At 59.2% G+C, this 20,152-nt stretch carries 20 protein-coding genes and 1 other annotated feature; of the genes, 16 read left to right on the forward strand and 4 right to left on the reverse strand.

Features of this window, described 5'->3' with window-relative positions; all coding sequences use genetic code 11:
- From AC6CDK_RS02680 to lptF, 3 genes are all read right to left on the reverse strand, one after another.
- A partial coding sequence (locus AC6CDK_RS02680) for an IPT/TIG domain-containing protein (RefSeq protein WP_496639706.1) occupies positions 1–798 on the reverse strand: 798 nt, incomplete at its 3' end.
- An 85-nt stretch (positions 799–883) separates the two neighbouring features.
- Entirely contained in the window at positions 884–1,960 is a 1,077-nt protein-coding gene (gene lptG / locus AC6CDK_RS02685) for an LPS export ABC transporter permease LptG (RefSeq protein ID WP_039644229.1), read from the reverse strand.
- Positions 1,957–3,123 (reverse strand): LPS export ABC transporter permease LptF, encoded by a 1,167-nt coding sequence (lptF, locus tag AC6CDK_RS02690; RefSeq protein WP_039644231.1) that lies wholly within the window; start codon positions 3,121–3,123, stop codon positions 1,957–1,959. The genes lptG and lptF overlap by 4 nt, the downstream gene beginning before the upstream one ends.
- Before the next feature lie 205 nt (positions 3,124–3,328).
- Here lptF and rpsB point away from each other — a divergent pair, with 205 nt between their 5' ends.
- The 16 genes from rpsB to AC6CDK_RS02770 all read left to right on the forward strand — a co-directional run bounded on the left by rpsB (position 3,329) and on the right by AC6CDK_RS02770 (position 19,595).
- Entirely contained in the window at positions 3,329–4,084 is a 756-nt protein-coding gene (rpsB, locus tag AC6CDK_RS02695; protein ID WP_039644233.1) for a 30S ribosomal protein S2, read from the forward strand.
- Between the two features lie 75 nt (positions 4,085–4,159).
- Positions 4,160–4,810: a translation elongation factor Ts gene (gene tsf / locus AC6CDK_RS02700; protein ID WP_039644235.1), complete on the forward strand. Its 651-nt coding sequence runs from the start codon at positions 4,160–4,162 to the stop codon at positions 4,808–4,810.
- 91 nt (positions 4,811–4,901) lie between these two features.
- A complete protein-coding gene (gene pyrH, locus AC6CDK_RS02705; RefSeq protein WP_039644237.1) occupies positions 4,902–5,621 on the forward strand; it encodes a UMP kinase in 720 nt (239 codons plus the stop codon).
- Position 5,622: 1 nt separating this feature from the next.
- Positions 5,623–6,180: a ribosome recycling factor gene (gene frr, locus AC6CDK_RS02710; protein ID WP_039644239.1), complete on the forward strand. Its 558-nt coding sequence runs from the start codon at positions 5,623–5,625 to the stop codon at positions 6,178–6,180.
- Between the two features lie 124 nt (positions 6,181–6,304).
- The gene (uppS, locus tag AC6CDK_RS02715; protein WP_039644240.1) at positions 6,305–7,045 is read left to right on the forward strand and encodes an undecaprenyl pyrophosphate synthase; all 741 of its coding nucleotides are present in this window, start codon (positions 6,305–6,307) and stop codon (positions 7,043–7,045) included.
- A 2-nt stretch (positions 7,046–7,047) separates the two neighbouring features.
- Positions 7,048–7,878 carry a phosphatidate cytidylyltransferase gene (locus tag AC6CDK_RS02720; RefSeq protein WP_192905060.1) on the forward strand — a complete coding sequence of 277 codons (831 nt, stop codon included), beginning with the start codon at positions 7,048–7,050 and terminating at the stop codon, positions 7,876–7,878.
- A gap of 16 nt (positions 7,879–7,894) precedes the next feature.
- Positions 7,895–9,055, forward strand: coding sequence for a 1-deoxy-D-xylulose-5-phosphate reductoisomerase (locus AC6CDK_RS02725; protein WP_039644244.1), 1,161 nt, complete (start codon positions 7,895–7,897; stop codon positions 9,053–9,055).
- A 20-nt stretch (positions 9,056–9,075) separates the two neighbouring features.
- Positions 9,076–10,143: an RIP metalloprotease RseP gene (gene rseP / locus AC6CDK_RS02730; RefSeq protein WP_039644246.1), complete on the forward strand. Its 1,068-nt coding sequence runs from the start codon at positions 9,076–9,078 to the stop codon at positions 10,141–10,143.
- 1 nt (position 10,144) lies between these two features.
- On the forward strand, positions 10,145–10,837 hold the full coding sequence (gene tsaB / locus AC6CDK_RS02735; RefSeq protein WP_039644248.1) for a tRNA (adenosine(37)-N6)-threonylcarbamoyltransferase complex dimerization subunit type 1 TsaB: 693 nt from the start codon (positions 10,145–10,147) through the stop codon (positions 10,835–10,837).
- Between the two features lie 140 nt (positions 10,838–10,977).
- Positions 10,978–12,639 carry a dihydroxy-acid dehydratase gene (gene ilvD, locus AC6CDK_RS02740; protein ID WP_192905011.1) on the forward strand — a complete coding sequence of 554 codons (1,662 nt, stop codon included), beginning with the start codon at positions 10,978–10,980 and terminating at the stop codon, positions 12,637–12,639.
- A 32-nt stretch (positions 12,640–12,671) separates the two neighbouring features.
- The gene (ilvB, locus tag AC6CDK_RS02745; RefSeq protein WP_192905010.1) at positions 12,672–14,372 is read left to right on the forward strand and encodes a biosynthetic-type acetolactate synthase large subunit; all 1,701 of its coding nucleotides are present in this window, start codon (positions 12,672–12,674) and stop codon (positions 14,370–14,372) included.
- A gap of 70 nt (positions 14,373–14,442) precedes the next feature.
- Positions 14,443–14,934 carry an acetolactate synthase small subunit gene (ilvN, locus tag AC6CDK_RS02750; protein WP_010942555.1) on the forward strand — a complete coding sequence of 164 codons (492 nt, stop codon included), beginning with the start codon at positions 14,443–14,445 and terminating at the stop codon, positions 14,932–14,934.
- 60 nt (positions 14,935–14,994) lie between these two features.
- Entirely contained in the window at positions 14,995–16,011 is a 1,017-nt protein-coding gene (gene ilvC / locus AC6CDK_RS02755; protein ID WP_039644257.1) for a ketol-acid reductoisomerase, read from the forward strand.
- Positions 16,012–16,128: 117 nt separating this feature from the next.
- On the forward strand, positions 16,129–16,785 hold the full coding sequence (locus AC6CDK_RS02760) for a phosphatidylserine decarboxylase family protein (protein WP_039644259.1): 657 nt from the start codon (positions 16,129–16,131) through the stop codon (positions 16,783–16,785).
- Positions 16,782–17,561 carry a CDP-diacylglycerol--serine O-phosphatidyltransferase gene (pssA, locus tag AC6CDK_RS02765; protein ID WP_039644261.1) on the forward strand — a complete coding sequence of 260 codons (780 nt, stop codon included), beginning with the start codon at positions 16,782–16,784 and terminating at the stop codon, positions 17,559–17,561. The genes AC6CDK_RS02760 and pssA overlap by 4 nt, the downstream gene beginning before the upstream one ends.
- Positions 17,562–17,679: 118 nt before the next feature.
- Positions 17,680–17,950: a binding site (T-box leader), on the forward strand.
- A gap of 106 nt (positions 17,951–18,056) precedes the next feature.
- Entirely contained in the window at positions 18,057–19,595 is a 1,539-nt protein-coding gene (locus AC6CDK_RS02770; RefSeq protein WP_039644263.1) for a 2-isopropylmalate synthase, read from the forward strand.
- A gap of 152 nt (positions 19,596–19,747) precedes the next feature.
- On the opposite strand, the gene AC6CDK_RS02775 is transcribed toward AC6CDK_RS02770, so the two are convergent.
- Complete coding sequence (locus AC6CDK_RS02775) at positions 19,748–19,948, reverse strand: cold-shock protein (RefSeq protein ID WP_010942550.1); 201 nt, start codon at positions 19,946–19,948, stop codon at positions 19,748–19,750.
- Positions 19,949–20,152: the final 204 nt, after the last annotated feature.

The raw sequence follows: 20,152 nt of genomic DNA on the forward strand, positions 1-20,152 counted from the left end.
TGCCCTGAGGCGTTTGCCCCCCCCCGCGTTAAGCCCCAGTTGCAGGCCGCTCTCCTCGATTGACAGCGTTGCCCCTGGCTGGAAGTTCCTGCCCTCGATCACCAGGTTGTAGTAATTCACCGAGCTCTCGCCGCGCACCACGCCGAAGATTTCCGGGGTACCGCGCACCACGAGGGTGACGGGAGTGGTAACCGTGTCCTCGGCGTTTTTTACCTGTACCTGATGAAGTCCCGCCTGGACGGGAGGGACGGTGAAGGAGAGGGTCTGGGATGAGCCGAAACTGCTCTTCACCACTGCACCGTTGAACAGGACCCTGCTCTCGGCCTGAAAATTCCTGCCAGTGATGGTGACGGACCGCTCGCCCCCCGGGGAGCACATGTCCACGGTTTCGGGGTACATGCTTTCCACGACCGGTTTTGGCGGGAGAACAGAGAAGTTGTAGGTGCGGCTCGTGATGCCGTCTCCTCTTTTGACGAAAAGAGCGTAGAGCCCGGGTTGCAGGCGCGGTATCTCGAAGGAGAGAACGTCCGTAGCGACAACCCGCGCGGGGATCTCGGTGTTGCCGAGGTAGGCCGTGGTGCCGGCGGTGAATCCGCTCCCCGAGAGGGTTACGGTCGTGTTGGGCTCGCCCTGGGCGGGAATGATGCTCAGGATGTTGACCGGCACCGGTTCCGGTGCCTTTGTGGTGACAGCGGCCGCAGTAATTTGCTTCTGTTTGGCCGGACGGGTGGCGCCTCCGGCGGTGCCGGCCGCCAGAACGGCTACCAGCAGGAGCGGTACGAGCATTCGATGGATCATGGGTTTTCCCTCCGCGCATCGCCTCGACGGGACGACCATCGTGCCCGGTCCCGATGTGCCAAGTAGACCACGCCCCGGCGTCGTGTCAACGGTCCAGGGTCATTGCCAGCCAGATGCCCGACAGGGCAAAGAGCACGTTCGCCGCCCATGCGGAGATCAGCGGCGGAAGGATGCCGGTCTGGCCGAATGAAATGAGGATGGAGTTGGTTATGAAATAGGCGAACCCGATGCCGATGCTCGCCGTAATCCCCAGAGCGACCCCGCTCGACCTTCCTCCCCGCAGGGCGAACGGTATGCCCAGAAACGCCATGATGAGCGAGGCGAAGGGAAGGGATATCTTCGAGTGCATCTGGGCCTCGTAGCGGGTGGTGTCATATCCTCCCGCCTTCAGTTTCCGCACGTAATCGCGCAGCTTGAAAAAGCCCATGTTATCGGCATACTTGTCCACCACCTTAAGGTCCTCAATCTTGAGGTTGAGCTCCGCCGGGAGCGAGGCCAGCGTTCTCGTTTCCACCGAAGGGCCGGCGAGCCCCCGTACCGTCACCGTCTTGAAGGTCCACCTCGCACCGTCCCACGTCCCTTCGGCGGCATCGATCCTGCTGACCGGGCGCATCCCGTCCGAAAAACGCCAGAGGGTGATCCCCCGCAGCGTCTGCTGGGCCGGGTCAAACACCCTGGCCATCATGATCGCACTCTCGTCTTTGTGCCAGATGTTGTTCTGGCGGAAAAACGTGTTGGTTCCCTGCTTGCGGATCAACACCTGGTCCACGTAGCGCATCTGTCGATAGCTGGAAGGCAGCACGAATTCGTTGGAAAAAATCGTGATGAGGCTGACCGCGGCGGCAATGACGATGAGCGGCGCGCTGATTCTGCCGAGCCCCACGCCGCAGCCGCGCATGGCGACGATCTCGCTGTTGCGGGAAAGCATGCCGAGGGTGAGGAGCGTGGACATGAGCACTGCCAGCGGGATGACCTGGGTGATGATCTCGGGTAGCTTGCAGATGAAGTACTGGATGATATCGATCCACCGGGGCTGGAAGCGGAGGAGCCGACCGATTTTTTCCAGAAAGTCGATGACCAGGTAAATGGCGACGAAGGACGCCAGGCAGAGCCCCAGAATTTTCAGGTAGGCACCGGCGATGTAGCGGGTCAGGATGGTCACGTCTTCCTCCGCTCAAATCTGTGCCGTACCCATGCCAGGGCCGTTGTCACGTACCCCGCCAGCGGGATTGCCCGGTCGAGGGCCGCCCGTTTCAGGAGAAATATCCCCAGGCCCAGGAACAGTGCATTGGGGATCCAGACAGCAACGAATGCCGGAGCGATTCCCTTCTCGTTGACGGTTTTGCCGGCGGACATGAGAATATAGTAGAGCATGAGCAGGATGATGCCCGAGGCAAAACCTCCGGCACGCCCGGATCTCTGGTTCTGGATACCCAGGGGAACGGCTATGATCGCAAACACCACGCAGGCGAAGGGAAGGGCAAAACGCTTGTGAAGCTCGAAGTGCATCTCGCGGACCAGCTTGGGCTGTTCTTCGGGGGATTTCGTACGGGCGAGGAGTTCGCCCAGGGTCATATCCTCCTCGTTGAGGCGAGCCTTTTTCTGCTCCTGTTGCAGGGCAATGCTCAGGTCGTAGCTGGTGAATTCCACGAGACGGTAGCCGCCGGTACCTATGCCCCGATGAATGCCGCCGTTATCCAGCCGCAGGCGAACGATGCGTTCCTCGGGGTTGGTTGCCAACTGGCCGGAAGCGGCAAAGATGGTCGAGGGTTCGTCGGGGTTGCGCTCGTCATGGATCAGGATGCCGCTGATCCGTCCGGATTTGGGGTCAAAGCCGTCCACGTAGATCACGAGGCCGGGGAATTCGTCGTTAAAGACCTTTTCTGTGATACTCATGGCGGCGCGCGTCTCTATGACCCCGTGGAGGAACTTCTTGAACGCGGTATTGCCCCAGGGAAGCGCGTAAACCGAGACAAACGTAGTGACGGCGTACGTAATAACCCCGAAGACGATCACCGGCACGGCAATGGTCCCGATGCTCATGCCGCTGGCCTTCATGGCGGTCACCTCGCTGTCGGCCGAAAGCCGTCCCATGGCCAGGAGCACCGCCAGGAGAAATGCCATGGGAATCGCCACCAGGAGGAATGAGGGGAGCATGTAGAGGATAAGGCGGGCAACGTCGAGGAACGGGACTCCGCGGGCGAAAACCATCTCGGCGAGCTTCAGGAGGCGTCCCATCAGCAGGACAAAGGTGAATACCGTGAGGCCGAGTGCAAAGGGGACTGCGGTTTCAGCGCAGATATAGCGAAACAGGAGTCGGGACATTGGGCTGCCATGATACACGAAGGGGTGCGGCATGTAAATATAAGAGCATGGCGGCGCCAATCTTTGGTGTTGCGAAAGCGGGGTGCTCTATGGTATATGGATTTGCTGTTCAAATCACGCACGCCTTCCATCGGGCCGGCGGTGTCCCAAGCGGATTCCGGCCATCAGCAGGAAGGCGGAGGCACAACCGAAAAGGAGAGAAAGCATGTCGAACATCACCATGAAGGAGCTTCTGGAGGCCGGCGTTCACTTCGGCCACCAGACCAAGAGATGGAACCCGAAGATGAAGCCCTATATCTTCGGGGCGCGTAACGGTATCTATATTATCGACCTCCAGAAGACCGTACGCCTCTTCAAGAATGCGTACAATTTCGTTCGCGAGAATGCCCAGGCCGGCGAGACCATGCTCTTCGTGGGCACCAAGAAGCAGGCACAGGACGCCATCGGCGAAGAAGCAGCCCGCTGCGGCATGTATTTCGTCAACCAGCGCTGGCTCGGCGGCATGCTGACCAACTTCGTCACCGTAAAGCAGAGCATCGACCGCCTCAAGCGGCTGGACGCCATGTTCGCCGACGGCTCCATTGAGGCGTACACCAAGAAGGAAGCCCTGAAGATCGAAAAGGAGCGTGAGAAGCTCGAAAAGATCCTCGGCGGCATCAAGGGGATGGGCAAGCTTCCCGGCGCGCTCTTCGTGATCGATCCCAAGAATGAGACCATCGCCATCAGTGAGGCCAAGAAGCTCGGTATTCCCGTGGTGGCCGTGGTCGACACCAACTGCGACCCTGATCCCATCGACTACGTCATTCCCGGCAACGACGACGCCATCCGTGCCATCCGTCTGCTCACTTCCAAGATGGCCGATGCGGTCATCGAGGGTTCCCAGGCTCGGGACGCCGCTCTTCAGACCGGTGACGAGGAGGCTGTGGAAGCCGTGGCGGAAGAGAGTGGCGCCGAGGCCTGATCCGGCCCGATTCATCACATCGCATATTGATCGGGACGGCGCTTCGGCGTCCGTCCCTTCACCAGGGAGGATACAGTGAGCATTACAGCTGCACAGGTCAACGAACTGCGTAAAATCACCGGTGCCGGCCTCATGGACTGCAAGAAGGCCCTCACCGAAACCAATGGCGACATCGAGCAGGCAGTTGATTACCTCAGGAAAAAGGGTCTTGCTGCCGCTTCGAAAAAGGCTGGCCGGGCAGCCACCGAAGGTGCCGTTGGTTCCTACATTCACGCCGGCGGCAAGATCGGGGTCCTTGTGGAGGTAAACTGCGAGACCGATTTCGTGGCGCGCAACGATAATTTCCAGGTGTTCGTGAAGGACATCGCCATGCACATCGCCGCCGCTTCCCCCCAGTTCGTGCGTCGCGAGGAAGTTCCCGCAGAGATTCTCGAGCGCGAGAAGGAGATTTATCGCGCCAAGGCCCGTGAAACGGGCAAGCCGGAAAATATTATCGAGAAGATCATCGAGGGGCAGGTCAACAAGTTCTACGCCGAGATATGCCTCCTGGAGCAGAATTTCGTCAAGGATTCGGACAAGACCGTTCAGCAGTTCCTTAACGAGACCATCTCCTCCATCGGCGAGAACATCTCGGTTCGGCGTTTCGCGCGCTTCGTCCTGGGTGAAGGGCTCGAAAAGAAGGACACCGACTTTGCCGCGGAGGTAGCCGCCGCAGCGGGTCTGTAGCACGACACACGGGCCGGTCATGGAACATGGCCGGCCTTTTTTGCGTTCGCGCCGCCAGGCGCCTTAACAGCGTGTACGAGGACAGAACATCATGGGTACACCCTATTACCGACGAGTGCTGCTGAAGCTTTCCGGAGAAGCCCTGGCAGGAGACCAGGGATACGGCATTGATCCCCGGACCATTACCGCCATCGCTGCCGAGATCAAGGAAGTTGTGGCCACCGGCTCCCAACTGGCCCTGGTGATCGGCGGTGGCAACATTTTCCGCGGGCTTGCCGCTTCTTCCAAGGGAATGGACCGTGCCAGCGCCGACTACATGGGCATGCTTGCGACCATGATCAACTCTCTGGCCATGCAGGATGCTCTGGAGAAGGTCGGCGTCGACACGCGGGTCCAGTCGGCCATTGCCATGCAGGAAGTGGCGGAGCCCTACATCAGGAGGCGGGCCATCCGCCACCTGGAAAAGGGGCGGATCGTCATCTTCGGCGCCGGCACCGGCAACCCCTATTTTACGACCGATACGGCGGCAAGCCTGAGGGCCATGGAAATCGGGGCGGACGTCATTCTCAAGGGGACCAAGGTAGACGGCGTCTATTCGGCCGACCCCAAGAAGGATCCGACGGCTATGAAGTACCCCAGGCTTACCTACCTTGAGGTGCTCAAGAAGGGGCTACAGGTCATGGATGCCACGGCAACCTCGCTCTGCATGGACAATAATCTTCCCATCATCGTGTTCGATATCACCACCTACGGCAATATCAAGAAAGTGGTGTGCGGCGAAGAGATCGGCACCATTGTGAAAGGAGAATGACATGACAAAGGACGTCATCAACGATATGAAGTCACACATGGAGAAGTCGGTCGAATCGTTGCGTCGCGAATACCAGAAGGTTCGCACCGGTCGGGCCAACACCGGTCTTCTTGACGAGATCAGGGTGGATTTCTACGGCAATCCCTCTCCGCTCAACCAGGTGGCGACCCTTGCCGTGCCCGAGCCGCGGACCATCACCATCCAACCGTGGGAAGCAAAGATGATTTCGGTCATTGAGAAGGCGATCCTGAACGCCAACCTCGGTTTTACACCATCCAACGACGGCAAGCTCATCCGGATCAGCCTTCCTCCCCTCACCGAGGAACGTCGCAAGGAAATCGTGAAGTCGCTCAAAAAGACGGCCGAGGATGCCAAGATAGCCATCCGGAACATCCGTCGCGATGCCATTGACGGCCTCAAAAAGCTGGAGAAGGACAAGAAGATATCCGAGGACGACCTCAAACGCGCCGAGAAAGAGGTCCAGGATGTGACGAACGTCTACGTCGCCAAGGTTGATGAGGTCCTGGCGCACAAGGAAAAGGAAGTCATGGAGGTGTGAGGAGGCGCGGGCAATGGCGGCGCAACCTCGTCATTTCGTTTTTTCCCTTGCGCCCATACTGCTTTTATGGTTTAATCCCCTTTAACCCCCCGTTTAAAGGGGATTTTTTGTTTCTGGTGAAGATATGCACGGCCTCATACCCGATAAACTCCCCAGGCACTTGGCCATTATCATGGACGGTAACGGCCGCTGGGCTCAGGAACGGATGCTCACGCGGATCATCGGCCACCAGAAGGGGGTGGAGACGGTCAGGGTCATTGTTGAGGAGTGTTCCCGGCTCGGTATCGGTTATCTGACTCTGTTCGCCTTTTCAGCCGAGAACTGGCTCCGGCCGAAGACCGAGGTCAAGGCGCTCATGGCTCTGCTGAAGAAGTACATAGCATCCGAGGCTGCGCGGATGGATGCGAACAATATCCGCTTCAACGTCATCGGCAACCGCGATGAACTGCCGCCGGATGTGAACAAAGCCGTTCAGGGGGCCATCGACCGGACCAGCGGCAATACCGGCATGATCCTAACCCTGGCACTTTCCTACGGCGCGCGCCAGGAGATCATGACGGCAGCCGCGCGGATCGCCTCTGATATCGCTTCCGGCGTGCTCAAGGCCGATGAGGTTAATGAGACCGCCTTTTCCTCGTATCTGTTCACCGGCGGACTCCCGGATCCCGATTTCCTCATCCGCACGAGCGGAGAAATGAGGATCAGCAATTTCCTTCTCTGGCAACTGGCCTATACGGAGCTCTACTTTTCCGCGGTCAACTGGCCCGAGTTCACGCCGCAGGAACTGTACCGGGCGTTAAGCGACTACCAGGCACGCGAGCGGCGCTTTGGCCGCACGAGCGATCAGATCAACACGAGGAGCTAGCCATTAAGCGCGTCATTACCGGGATTATTGCCCTCCCTCTGCTGATCCTGTTCATCCTCAAGGCAAGCTATGTCCTTTTTGCCTCGTTCGTTGTTGTCCTCACGTTCCTGGGACTCGGCGAATACTACCGCATGGCTCTTCCTGACCGCAGGGTGGAGGGAGTGGCGGCTTCCTTGGCCGGGGCGCTTGTTCCGGCGGTCCTGGCTGCCCAGGATCGTCTCGTTGAAATGGTTCCTTTCCGCACGTCGGCAACCCTGCTCGCTTTTGTCCTGACGGTTGTTTTCCTGGCATGCGCGCTCAGGGTTCTCTTCAGCTTCCGCGATATCAGGGCAGCCGCTGCCGAAACGGCCCTGTTCGCGACGGGGTTTCTCTACGTGCCGCTGCTCCTGACCCACATGGTATGGTTGCGTGCCCTTCCGGACGGGGTCGACTGGATCTTCCTCGTTCTCGTTATCGTCATGTCCGGAGATACGGCAGCGTACTATGTGGGAAGCAATCTGGGCCGACGCAAGCTCTATCCGTCAGTCAGCCCCAATAAGAGCGTTGAGGGGGCGATCGGCGGATTACTCGGCAGCCTTGCCGGAACCTTTGTGGCGCGTCTTACCTTTTTCCCCGGGCTGACCGTGCTTGACTGCATTGCCACGGCGCTCCTGCTGGGAGTTCTCGGCCAGGTCGGCGATCTCTTCGAGTCGTTGCTCAAGCGCAGTTTCGGCGTCAAGGATTCGGGGGCGATCGTGCCCGGTCACGGCGGCATCCTCGACCGGCTGGACAGCATTCTGTTTGCTGTGCCGGCTGCCTACTACTACGCTCTTTTCGTGTTCATGAACCGATAGGTTTGGCAGGGTATCCATGAAAAACATCACCATACTCGGATCAACAGGCTCCATTGGGGTCAGCACGCTGGAAGTCGTCTCCGCCCATCCCGACCGCTTCCGTGTCGTTGCCCTTACTGCCGGCAACAACCTTGAGATGCTGAAGCGGCAGATCGAGACGTTCCGGCCGCAAATGGTCAGCGTTCTGAGCGAAAAACTGGCCGTTGAACTGGACCGGAGTCTGTCGGGGTGCAAGCCGGAGATCCATCATGGCGTTGAAGGGCTTATCGCCGCAGCCACGGCTGGGGATGCCCATATGGTTGTTGCCGCCATAGTCGGTGCCGCCGGGCTGGTTCCGACCGCCGCAGCCATACGGGCCGGCAAGGATGTGGCCCTTGCCAATAAGGAAACCCTGGTCACGGCCGGCCGGCTTATCATGGATCTGGTGCGGGACAAGAATGTCAGGCTCTATCCCGTTGACAGCGAGCACAGTGCCGTGTTCCAGTCCATGGAGGGGCAGAGCCGCAAGGATGTGTTGCGGATCATCCTTACCGCCTCGGGCGGGCCTTTCCTGAACCTGCCGCTCGATCAGCTCTCCCGGGTGTCGATCGACGACGCCCTCAACCACCCCAACTGGTCCATGGGCCGCAAGATAACCATCGACTCGGCCACCATGATGAACAAGGGGCTGGAGGTGATCGAGGCCCGCTGGCTCTTCGATACGCCGGCGGAGCGGATCGACGTGAACATTCACCCCCAGAGCATCATCCATTCCATGGTCGAGTATGTGGACGGCTGCGTCATGGCTCAGTTGGGCGTTCCCGACATGAAGGCCCCCATCGCCTATGCGCTGACCTATCCCGAGCGGGTTCCCACCGGGGTGAATCCCCTTGACCTCACTACTCTGTCCGGGCTCACCTTTTTCAAGCCGGACTATCGCCGCTTCCCCGCCCTGAAGCTTGCCTACGACGCGTTAGCCGCCGGGGAAAGCATGCCCGCGGTCATGAACGCCGCCAATGAAGTGGCGGTAGAGGCTTTTCTGTCCGGGGCGATCGGATTCATCGACATTGCCGCCACTATCGCCCGAACCATGGACGCCCATGAATCGCACACCCTTTCCACCATCGAGGAGGTGCTCATCACCGACCGCTGGGCGCGAGAGAAGGCGCGCGAGCTCGTGGGGCTTGTCCGCCGCTAACCGCAGCACGAGAGGAGACCATGGTCAGCATCATCTCCGCCGTCATCGTTTTAGGCATACTGATCTTCGTTCACGAACTGGGGCACTTCATTTTCGCCAAACTCTTCGGTGTGGGGGTCGAAAAGTTCTCGCTCGGCTTCGGTCCCAAGCTCATCGGGAGGAAGGTGGGCGAAACCGAGTACCTTATCTCCGCGTTTCCCCTGGGCGGGTACGTGAAGATGGTGGGAGAAGGCGTCGAAGGTGAACTTTCCGACGAGGACAAGGCCCGTTCCTTTGCCGAAAAGCCTCCCCTCAAGCGAATCGGGATCGTTGTGGCCGGACCGGGCTTCAACCTGATCTTTGCCTGGCTCGTGTTCATTGCGATCTTCATGATCGGCGTTCCCTCGGTAACCTCCAAGGTCGGCGAGGTCGTCAAGGACAAGCCCGCTGCCAAGGCGGGCATCATGGCAAGCGACGTCATTACCGGCGTTAACGGCAAGGCTGTCTCCCGCTGGGAGGAGATGGCGGCCGAGATATCCGCGGGAAAGGGCGCTCCCCTTGTCATAGAGGTGAAGAGGGGGGAAGAGATCAAGACCTTCCGCGTGACGCCCGAAACGCGGACCGGCAAGAACCTTCTCGGTGAAACCGTCACCACCCCGGTCATCGGCGTGGTTGCCTCGGGCGAAACGGTCATTGACACGTATCCCGTCGGCGACGCCCTGCAGCGGGGAACCGTTCAGACCGGCAACGTGATCCGGCTTACGGTCGTTTCCCTGGTGAAGATCATCGAGCGGGCCGTCCCCCTCGATACCATCGGCGGACCGATCATGATCGCCAAGATGGCCGGCCAGCAGGCCGAAGCAGGAGGAGTCAGCTTTCTGGCATTCATGGCGCTTCTCTCGATCAACCTGGGCGTCCTGAACCTTCTTCCCATCCCGATTCTGGATGGCGGCCACCTGATTTTCTACCTGTGGGAGCTGATCTTCCGCAAACCGGTCAGCATGAGAGCGCGCGAGATCGCTCAGCAGGTCGGGCTTGCCCTTCTTATCGGTCTGATGGTGTTGGCGTTCTACAACGATATCGCCCGCTACATCGTGGGACAGGGATAGCGTGAAGATCCTCACCGTTGACACCTCCACGTCCACGTGCAGTGCGGCACTGAGCATCAACGGCCGATGCGCGGGCGAATACCTGCTGGAGGCCGAGCGTCATCCTTCGGAGCGGCTGCTGGCAGCCGTAGATCTTCTGCTGCGGGATACCGGCATGGAGTTGGAGGAACTGGACGGTTTCGGCGTGGCGTTGGGGCCGGGATCGTTCACCGGTGTCCGGATCGGAGTAGCCACGGTCAAGGGCCTGGCCCTGGCAACCGGCAAGCCTGCCGTTGGGTTCTCGTCCCTCGCCATGCTCGCCCTGAACCTCCCCTGGAGTTCGTTGCCGGTCTGCACCCTGTTCGACGCTCGAAAAAAAGAGGTGTACGGGGGGCTCTACCGGGTGACGGCCGCTCCCGAGCCGATCATTGCCGACTGCGTTGCGCCGCCCGAACGCTTCCTGGAGGCGATCGAAGGGGAGGCCATATTCGTGGGAGACGGGGCCATCCGGTACCGGGAAGCCATCGAGTCGATCCTGGGACATCGCGCTTTCTTCGCCCCTGCACACTGTCACCAGCCCCGAGCCTCAGCCGGAGCACTCCTGGCGGGCGAACTGCTGCGCACAGGAGCCGCTGTCCCGCTGCCGCTTCTCAATCCCACCTACATCAGACCTTCCGAGGCGGAGCTCGCCAGGATGTGCCAAAAGGCGGTATAACGCCATTTTATTGGAGTTGACACCGCACCCCCGGTTGTATTATGTTCACACTTTACCTTACCGGCCACGTCAGATTCTTCCCCTTCCGCAGAGGGTGGTTGGTGCCGGTCCATACTTTGCCAGTCGCGAGGTAAGTTCCCATGCGCAGCGATACCATAAAGAAGGGCATTGAACGCACGCCGCACCGCGCTCTCATCAAGGGCACCGGCGTCCCCCAGAGCCAGATGGACAAGCCGTTCATCGGCGTGGCCACCAGTTTCACCGACCTGATCCCCGGCCATGTGGGGATGCGCGATCTGGAGCGCTTTATCGAAAAAGGCATCCACTCGGGCGGTGGATACGCCTTTTTCTTCGGCATTCCCGGGGTCTGCGACGGCATCTCCATGGGACACAAGGGGATGCACTACTCGCTTCCCACCCGTGAACTCATTGCCGATATGGTGGAGTCGGTTGCTGAAGCTCATCGGCTCGACGGCCTGGTGCTGCTCACCAATTGCGACAAGATCACGCCCGGCATGCTTATGGCGGCGGCACGGCTCAACATTCCTTCGATCGTGGTTACCGCGGGTCCGATGATGGCCGGTCGCGGTACGGAAGGACGCCGTTATTCATTCGTTACCGATACCTTCGAGGCCATGGCCCGCTACAAGGCCGGGGTCATCGACGAGCGTGAGCTCGGAGTCTGCGAGGACAATGCCTGTCCCGGCATGGGATCCTGTCAGGGGCTTTTCACTGCCAATACCATGGCGATTCTGACCGAGACCATGGGCATGAGTCTCCCCCGTTGCGGCACGGCTCTGGCGGTGTCGGCCCTCAAGCGACGCATCGCCTTTGCGTCCGGGGAGAAGATCGTCGATCTTGTCCGTAACGATATCACCCCGCGCCAGATCCTTACCCGTGACGCTTTTGAGAATGCCATCCGCGTGGACCTTGCGTTGGGCGGCTCATCCAATACGGTGCTCCATCTCCTGGCCATTGCCCGGGAGGCTGGAGTTGACCTGCCGCTGGAAACATTCGACACGCTAGCCAAGGAAACCCCCCAGATATCTTCGATGAATCCGGCGGGCGAGTACTTCATGGAGGATCTGGACGCCGGTGGCGGCGTCATGGGTGTACTCCGGCAGCTTGGTTCCCTGGTCCGCGACAACCCGACGGTCATGGGGCTCTCCACCCTCCAGCTCGCTTCAACCGTGGAGTCTGTGGACGAACGAGTCATTCGTCCCCTGTCGAACCCGGTGAAGAAGGAGGGGGGGATTGCCGTCCTCTTCGGCAACCTGGCGCCCAAGGGCGCCGTGGTCAAGCAGTCCGGCGTCTCGGATGCCATGATGACATTCGAGGGGACTGCCCGTTGCTTCGATTCTGAAGAGGCGGCCATGGCGGCCCTCATGGGGGGCAGTATCGTTGCCGGCGACGTGGTGGTCATCCGCTACGAGGGTCCCAAGGGAGGACCGGGTATGCGGGAGATGCTGGCACCCACGGCGACCCTCATGGGGCTCGGTCTCGGTGACTCGGTTGCGCTCATCACCGACGGCAGGTTCTCCGGGGGCACCCGCGGTCCCTGTATTGGGCACGTTTCTCCCGAGGCCGCTGAAGGCGGACCCATTGCCCTCGTGGAGGAGGGTGACCGCATCCTGCTCGACATCCCCAACCGTCGGCTGGAACTCCTCGTTGACGAGGCGGTTCTGCAAGAGCGTCGTTCCCGCTGGTCGGCGCCCGAGCCGAAGATCAAAACCGGCTGGCTCGCCCGCTACGCCAAGGTGGTGACATCCGCCTACACCGGTGCGGTGACCTCGGCCGACTGAAACTTTTTCCATTTGCCCGCAGGAGGCTTTGCATGAAAATGACAGGAGCGAGAATATTACTCGAATGCCTCAAGCTCGAAGGGGTCGATACCGTGTTCGGCTACCCCGGCGGCACGGTAATCAACATCTATGATGAGCTGTTTTCTTTCAAGGAGATACGTCACATTCTTCCCCGGCACGAACAGGCCGGCGTCCACGCGGCCGACGGTTTTGCACGTGCCACCGGACGGGTGGGGGTAGCCATCGCCACGTCCGGCCCCGGTGCCACCAACACCGTCACCGGCATTGCCACCGCATACATGGATTCCATCCCCGTGGTGGTCATTACCGGCCAGGTACCCACGGCCCTTATCGGCAACGATGCGTTTCAGGAAGTCGATATTGTCGGCATCACCCGGCCGTGCACCAAGCATAATTTCCTGGTAAAGGACGTGAAAGATATCCCGTCCATCATCAAGAAGGCATTCTATATCGCCCGCACGGGCCGCCCGGGGCCGGTCCTCGTGGATCTTCCCAAGGACGTGCAGATCGCCACCGCTGAGTTTCACTACCCGGACTCCATCGAGTTGCGGAGCTACAAGCCGACGGTGGAGGGGCATTCCAAACAGATCGAAAAGGCCGTCTCCCTCATGCTTGAGGCCAGGAAGCCGGTGATCTACGTGGGTGGGGGGGTGATCTCCGGCGATGCAGCCGGCGAGCTGTATGATTTCGCCAAACGGCTCAATATGCCGGTTACCACGACCCTCATGGGGCTCGGCTCCTTTCCCGAGGATGATCATCAGGCTCTGCGACTCCTGGGAATGCACGGGACTTACTACGCCAACATGGCGGTAACCAACTGCGATATGCTGTTTGCCGTGGGCGCCCGGTTCGACGACCGCGTAACCGGTAAGGTCGCCACCTTCGCCCCCCACGCGAAGATCATCCATGTGGACGTGGACCCCACGTCCATCCGGAAGAACGTGCGGGTCGACCTTCCGATCGTGGGCGAGGTGAAGAAGGTCCTGTCCCAGATGCTCAAGGTGCTGGAGGAGCAGGGGGACAAGGTGGAGCGCTTCCTCACGGGTATTGAACCCTGGATGGCCGAGATCGAGGGATGGAAACAGAAGCATCCCATGACCTACAAGCAGACAACCTCGGTCATCAAACCCCAGTACGTTATCCAGAAGCTTCGGGAGCTTTCCGAGCCCGACGCCATCATCGCCACGGACGTGGGGCAGCACCAGATGTGGACTGCCCAGTTTTTCACCTTCACCAGGGCCCGGACCCTCCTGTCGTCGGGCGGACTCGGCACCATGGGCTATGGACTGCCTGCCGCCATGGGCGCTCAGGCTGCGTATCCCGATCGCCAGGTCATCGCCATATGCGGTGACGGCGGCTTTCAGATGAACATGCAGGAACTGGCGACCCTGGTCCAGAATCGGTTGCCGGTCAAGATCTGCATTCTCAACAACAATTTCCTCGGCATGGTCCGGCAGTGGCAGGAATTGTTCTTCGACCGCCGCTACTCCCAGACCTGCATGGAGCTGCCCATCGACTTCATCAAGCTGGCAGAGGCCTTCGGTGCGACCGGCCTCCAGGCAACCAAGGTGGACGAAGTGGAAGGCACCATCAAGAAGGCATTCGAGACGCCCGGACCGGTTATCATGGAGTTCAAGATCGCGCGGGAGGAAAAGGTTCTCCCCATGGTGCCTGCCGGGGCTTCTCTCAATGAAATGGTGCTCAACGCCTAATCGTGCAAGTCGGGTCGGTCGTCGTCGGTGACGCCCGACCCGCTCTCCCATTCCTCAGGAGGCTTCATACATGCGACATACGATCACCGTTCTGGTGGAAAACGAATTCGGTGTTCTCTCTCGCGTGGCCGGTCTCTTCTCCGGCCGCGGCTTCAATATCGACTCACTCTCGGTTGCGCCCACCAATGACGAATCCATCTCCCGCATGACCATCGTCACCCGGGGGGACGACCAGATTCTCGAGCAGATCACCAAGCAGCTCAACAAGCTCATCGATGTCATCAAGGTCATTGATTTTACCGACGGGGAAGTGATTGAACGGGAAATGGCGCTCATCAAGGTGACCGCCGAGGACGATGCCCGGGCTGAAGTGCTGCGGATCGTCGATATTTTCAGATCCAAAATCATTGATGTGACCCCCCGTTCCTTTACCATCGAGGCCACGGGAACGCCGGCCAAGATCGATGCGATCCTTGAACTGCTCCGCCCCCTGGGGCTCAAGGAGCTCGTCAGAACCGGTCCGGCGGCCATCGGGCGCGGCGCCAAGGGGTGGAAAGGGTAGGGCCGATTACATTCACCGTTCGTTTCAGGTGTCGATCGAACAAATACAAGGAGGAAAGTGATGAAGATTTATTACGACAAGGACTGCAATCTGAGCGTGCTCAAGGGGAAAAGGGTTGCCGTCATCGGCTACGGCTCCCAGGGCCACGCCCATGCCAATAACCTGAAGGATTCGGGTGTCGACGTGGTGGTCGGCCTCAAGGCCGACTCTCCCTCCGTGGCCAAGGCCACCGGCGCCGGACTGACGGTTCTCCCCACCGCGGATGCGGTGAAGGGTGCCGACGTGGTTATGATTCTCCTGCCGGACGAGATTCAGGGCGATGTCTACCGCGAGGAAGTCGGCCCCTATCTGAAGCAGGGGGCCTATCTGGCTTTCGGGCACGGTTTCAATATCCATTTCGGTCAGATCACTCCGCGCCCGGACATCAACGTCATCATGGCTGCTCCCAAGGGGCCCGGTCACCTGGTGCGTCACGAATACACGAGAGGAGGCGGGGTTCCCTGCCTTATCGCCATTCACCACGATCCGTCCGGCAACTCCCGCGATGTGGCTCTGGCCTATGCTTCCGCCATCGGCGGTGGTCGCGCTGGCATCATCGAGACCTCCTTCAAGGAAGAGACCGAGACCGACCTGTTCGGTGAGCAGGCCGTGCTGTGCGGCGGGATTTCGGCCCTGATCCAGGCGGGCTTCGAAACCCTGGTGGAAGCGGGCTATTCTCCGGAGATGGCTTACTTCGAGTGCCTGCACGAGACCAAGCTCATCGTGGACCTGATCTACGAGGGCGGTATCGCCAACATGCGCTATTCCATCTCCAACACTGCCGAGTACGGTGACCTGACCCGTGGTCCCCGCGTCATCACCGACGAGACCAAGAAGGAAATGAAGCAGATCCTCTGGGAAATCCAGAGCGGACAGTTCGCAAAGGAGTGGATGCTGGAGAACAAGGCCAACACGCCGACCTTCAATGCGTTGCGCCGCAAGGGCATGGAGCATCCCATCGAGGACGTCGGCGCACGGCTCCGCTCCATGATGTCGTGGATCGGTTCGTCCAAGATCGTCGATAAATCCAAAAACTGATACACTCGGCTGCACCCACGGTGAGGCCGGATACGACGGGAGTTCTGACTCCACGGTCGCATCCGGCCTCATTTGCCGTTTGACGGGTGGCATCCGGTGTTGACCCGAGGTCCATTGATGCGGAATGAAAACACCCCCATAGCAGTCGAGGGGTATCCCTTTATCGCCATTGCCGGCGTTCTGACGCTCATCCTTGCCGCCGTATCCTGGCATGTTCCCGTTGTCTGGTCGGGGACGGCTCTCTTTCTGGCAATTACGCTGTTCATTGCCTTTTTCTTCCGCAATCCCGAACGGATAACCCCCGGTGACGAGAATGCCGTAGTTGCACCCGCAGACGGCGTTGTCATCTATCTCGGACCTGCCCGCGAAGAGCACCTGGGAGTGGAAACCACGAAAATCAGCATCTTCATGTCGGTGTTCAACGTCCACATCAACCGGGCACCGGTGAGTGGCACGGTGCTCGATACCTTCTACGTGAAGGGCAAATTTCTCGATGTGCGAGACGAACGGGCCACTTTTGAGAATGAGCAGGCGGGGCTGGTCATTGAGACGGCCCGTGGCCTTCGGCTGGCTGTCGTGCAGGTGGCAGGTCTCATTGCCCGGCGCATCGTCTGCTACGCAGGGAAGGGGGACCGGCTCACCAGGGGAACACGCTATGGCCTGATCCGCTTCGGCTCGCGTCTCGACATCTATCTGCCGACCACTGCCGAGATCAAGGTCACCATGGGTGAAAAGACGGTAGCCGGTGAGACCGTCCTGGGGATTCTGCCATGAATGGTGAAAAAATCGATATGTCGGAGAGCATGCGCAAGGGTATTTACATCCTTCCCAACCTCTTCACCACAGGGAGCCTCTTTGCTGGCTTCTACGGCATGGTCGCCACCATGAACGGCGATTTCAAGACGGCAGCCCTCTGGATCCTCATCTCCTCCATTTTCGACGGGCTCGACGGAAAGGTTGCGCGGCTTACCGGCACATCGAGCAAGTTCGGAGTCGAGTACGATTCATTGGCCGACGTTGTTGCCTTCGGGGTTGCTCCCGGTCTGCTCATGTACAAGTGGGCGCTCCAGCCTTTCGGCCGCCTCGGCTGGCTTGCCGCCTTCCTTTTCGTGGTTTGCGGCGCTTTGCGTCTTGCCCGCTTCAATGTGCAGGTCAATACGGTGGAGAACAAGCGGTTCGTTGGACTTCCCATTCCGGCCGCAGCGAGCATGGTTTCCGCAACGGTGCTTCTTTTCTACCATTTCGGCTGGCCAAGTTCGTACAAAAAGGTAGCGATACTCGCGCTCATCTATCTCCTGGCGTTTCTCATGGTATCGAACTTCCGCTACTACTCCTTCAAGGATCCGGAGCTGATCAAACGGCAACCTTTCGCCATGCTGGTGCTGGCCGTATTGCTTTTGATCGTCATAGCGGCTGAGCCGGTCGTCATGCTCTTTGTCATCTTTTTCTGTTACACATTCTCAGGGATCATCGGATTTTTAATGAGCCTGCCGCGCCGTCGCCGCCTGGAAAAAGCGCTCCATCATCGGCATGCCAAGGATGACCACTGACCTGTCTAGGTGTTTTCTTGTATCAAACAATGTTTGGTATCTTGGAACATGTCATAATTACGAAGAAAATGTCTTGACAGGCCGAGAAGTCGTTCTCTATTATCACTAAACAATTTAGAAAAAGGCCATGAAGAGGAGTAGTAGTCCGACCCCTTATCCTTGTCGAAATGCCGACGCCAGAGAGCCGGTGGGTGGTGCAAACCGGTATAAGGAAGGATGAACTCGCCTCGGAGCCGCCCCCGCGAAATCGGTCGTTGCCGATTGACGATCCGCAGGTAGTTGGGGCCGTATCCCGCGTTAAGGGAAAATGAGGTTCTTGTGCCGCCGTTTATCGGCGCGTGCGAGGACGAAAAAGGGTGGTACCGCGAGCGTAAGCCTTCGCCCCTTTATCAGGGCGGAGGCTTTTTTGTATCCGGCCGATTTTCCGGCCAAGCGACGGTTGCATTTGGCATTGCAACTGGTATGAAACGTCTATCACCAATGAGGAGGTATGCCATGGCAGAGCAGAAAATTATCAAGATATTCGATACAACACTGCGTGACGGTGAACAGTCTCCCGGCAACAGCATGAACATCGAGGAAAAGCTCAGGGTTGCCAAGCAACTCCAAAAACTGAACGTGGACGTCATTGAAGCCGGCTTTCCCATCGCGTCCGAGGGTGACTTCGAAGCGGTCATGCGGGTGGCGCAGACCATCAAGGGCCCCGAGATCGCGGGCCTGTGCCGCGCCAACGACAAGGACATAGACCGGGCCTGGGATGCCCTGAAGTATGCCGGCGAGAAAGGGCGAATCCATACCTTCATCGCCACCTCGGACATCCATATGAAGCACAAGCTGAAGATGTCCCCCTCACAGGTACTGGAGGCGGCGGTCAAGGCGGTGAAGCGGGCCAAGTCGTACACCCCCAACGTGGAGTTCTCCTGCGAGGACGCCGTGCGCACCAACCTGAAGTTCATGGCCGAAGTGGTGGAGGCGGTCATTGATGCGGGGGTGACTACCGTGAACATCCCCGATACGGTGGGCTATACCATTCCCTTCGAATATTTCAACATCATCAAATACCTGAAGGATAACGTTCCCAACATCGAGAAGGCGGTCATATCCGTCCACTGCCACAACGACCTCGGTTTGGCGGTTGCCAACTCCATCGCTGCGGTGCAGGCCGGTGCGGGCCAGGTTGAGTGCACCATCAACGGTATTGGTGAGCGTGCAGGCAACTGCTCACTGGAAGAGTTCGTCATGGCAATCCGGACCCGGCGCGACATCCTTCCGTTCAAGACCAATGTGGCCACGGATCAGATTGTGCCGGCCAGCAGGCTCCTTTCCACCATCACCGGTATCGGCGTCCAGCCCAACAAGGCAGTTGTCGGCGCCAATGCCTTTGCCCACGAGTCGGGCATCCATCAACACGGCGTCCTGATGGAAAAGTCCACCTATGAGATCATGACCCCGGAATCGGTCGGACTCCGGGCTAACGTTCTGGTTCTTGGCAAGCATTCCGGTCGTCACGCTTTCAAAAAGCGCCTTACCGAACTGGGCTATGAGTTGAGTGACGAGGACCTGAATAAAGCCTTCGAGCGTTTCAAGGCCCTCGCGGATATGAAAAAAGAGGTTTTCGACGAAGATCTGGACGCCATTGTGGCGGATGAAGTTATGCGCCCCTCCGAAAAGTATCGGTTGGCACATATTACGGTGACCTGCGGATCGTTTGCTGTGGCAACTGCGACAGTGCAGATGGAGATCGACGGGGTTGCCGTACGTACCGCAGAGTTGGGAGATGGTCCTGTCGATGCCACACTCAAGGCCATCAAAAAGCTCACCAAGACCAAGGCCCGGCTCCAGCAGTACAATGTGGGCTCCATCACCGGCGGTACCGATGCCCAGGGCGAAGTGACCGTGCGCCTCGTGGATGGCAACGAGACAGTGGTTGGCCGCGGTTCATCCACTGACATCATCGAAGCATCGGCAAAAGCCTACATCAACGCCCTCAACCGCCTTCACTTCAGGAAAGAGCGGGCACCGGAGAGCCTGTAACCGGATTGTCGCGATCGCTGTATTACGTTCCAATGAATGTACACACGTAATGCAGCGGTCGCGACCGGTGATGCGAATCGGCACGATGAAACGCAAAAAGCCCGCTGGATGAGCCAGCGGGCTTTTTGTCGGTTAGGCTATGTGGGCCTTGTCTAGGCCTTCTTGACGTTGGCGGCCTGGAGCCCCTTGGGGCCGTTCACCACGTCGAAGGAAACTTGCTCACCCTCGGCGAGGGACTTGAAACCATCCTGCTGGATGGCGGAGAAATGCACGAACACGTCCTCGCCATTGTCCTGCTCGATGAAACCAAAGCCTTTGGCGTCATTGAACCACTTAACTCTTCCGATAGCCATTGTCCTACCTCCTTTGTGCCTCCGGATCTGTGCCGGACTTCGTGGGGATGCTGCTTAAGTTTCCGGAGTTTTGAGGCAGGAAAACCGTGAGAGTCGGGGGGACTTTGCTCAGTTTTCAAGGGCTGCAACAACTTCCGAAACTTGCTGCATTGTCACACTAACACCGGCAATTCATCCTGTCAACAAAATTTTGGCCCGTTTCAT

The organism is Geobacter sp. PheSNFMC (assembly GCF_059620965.1).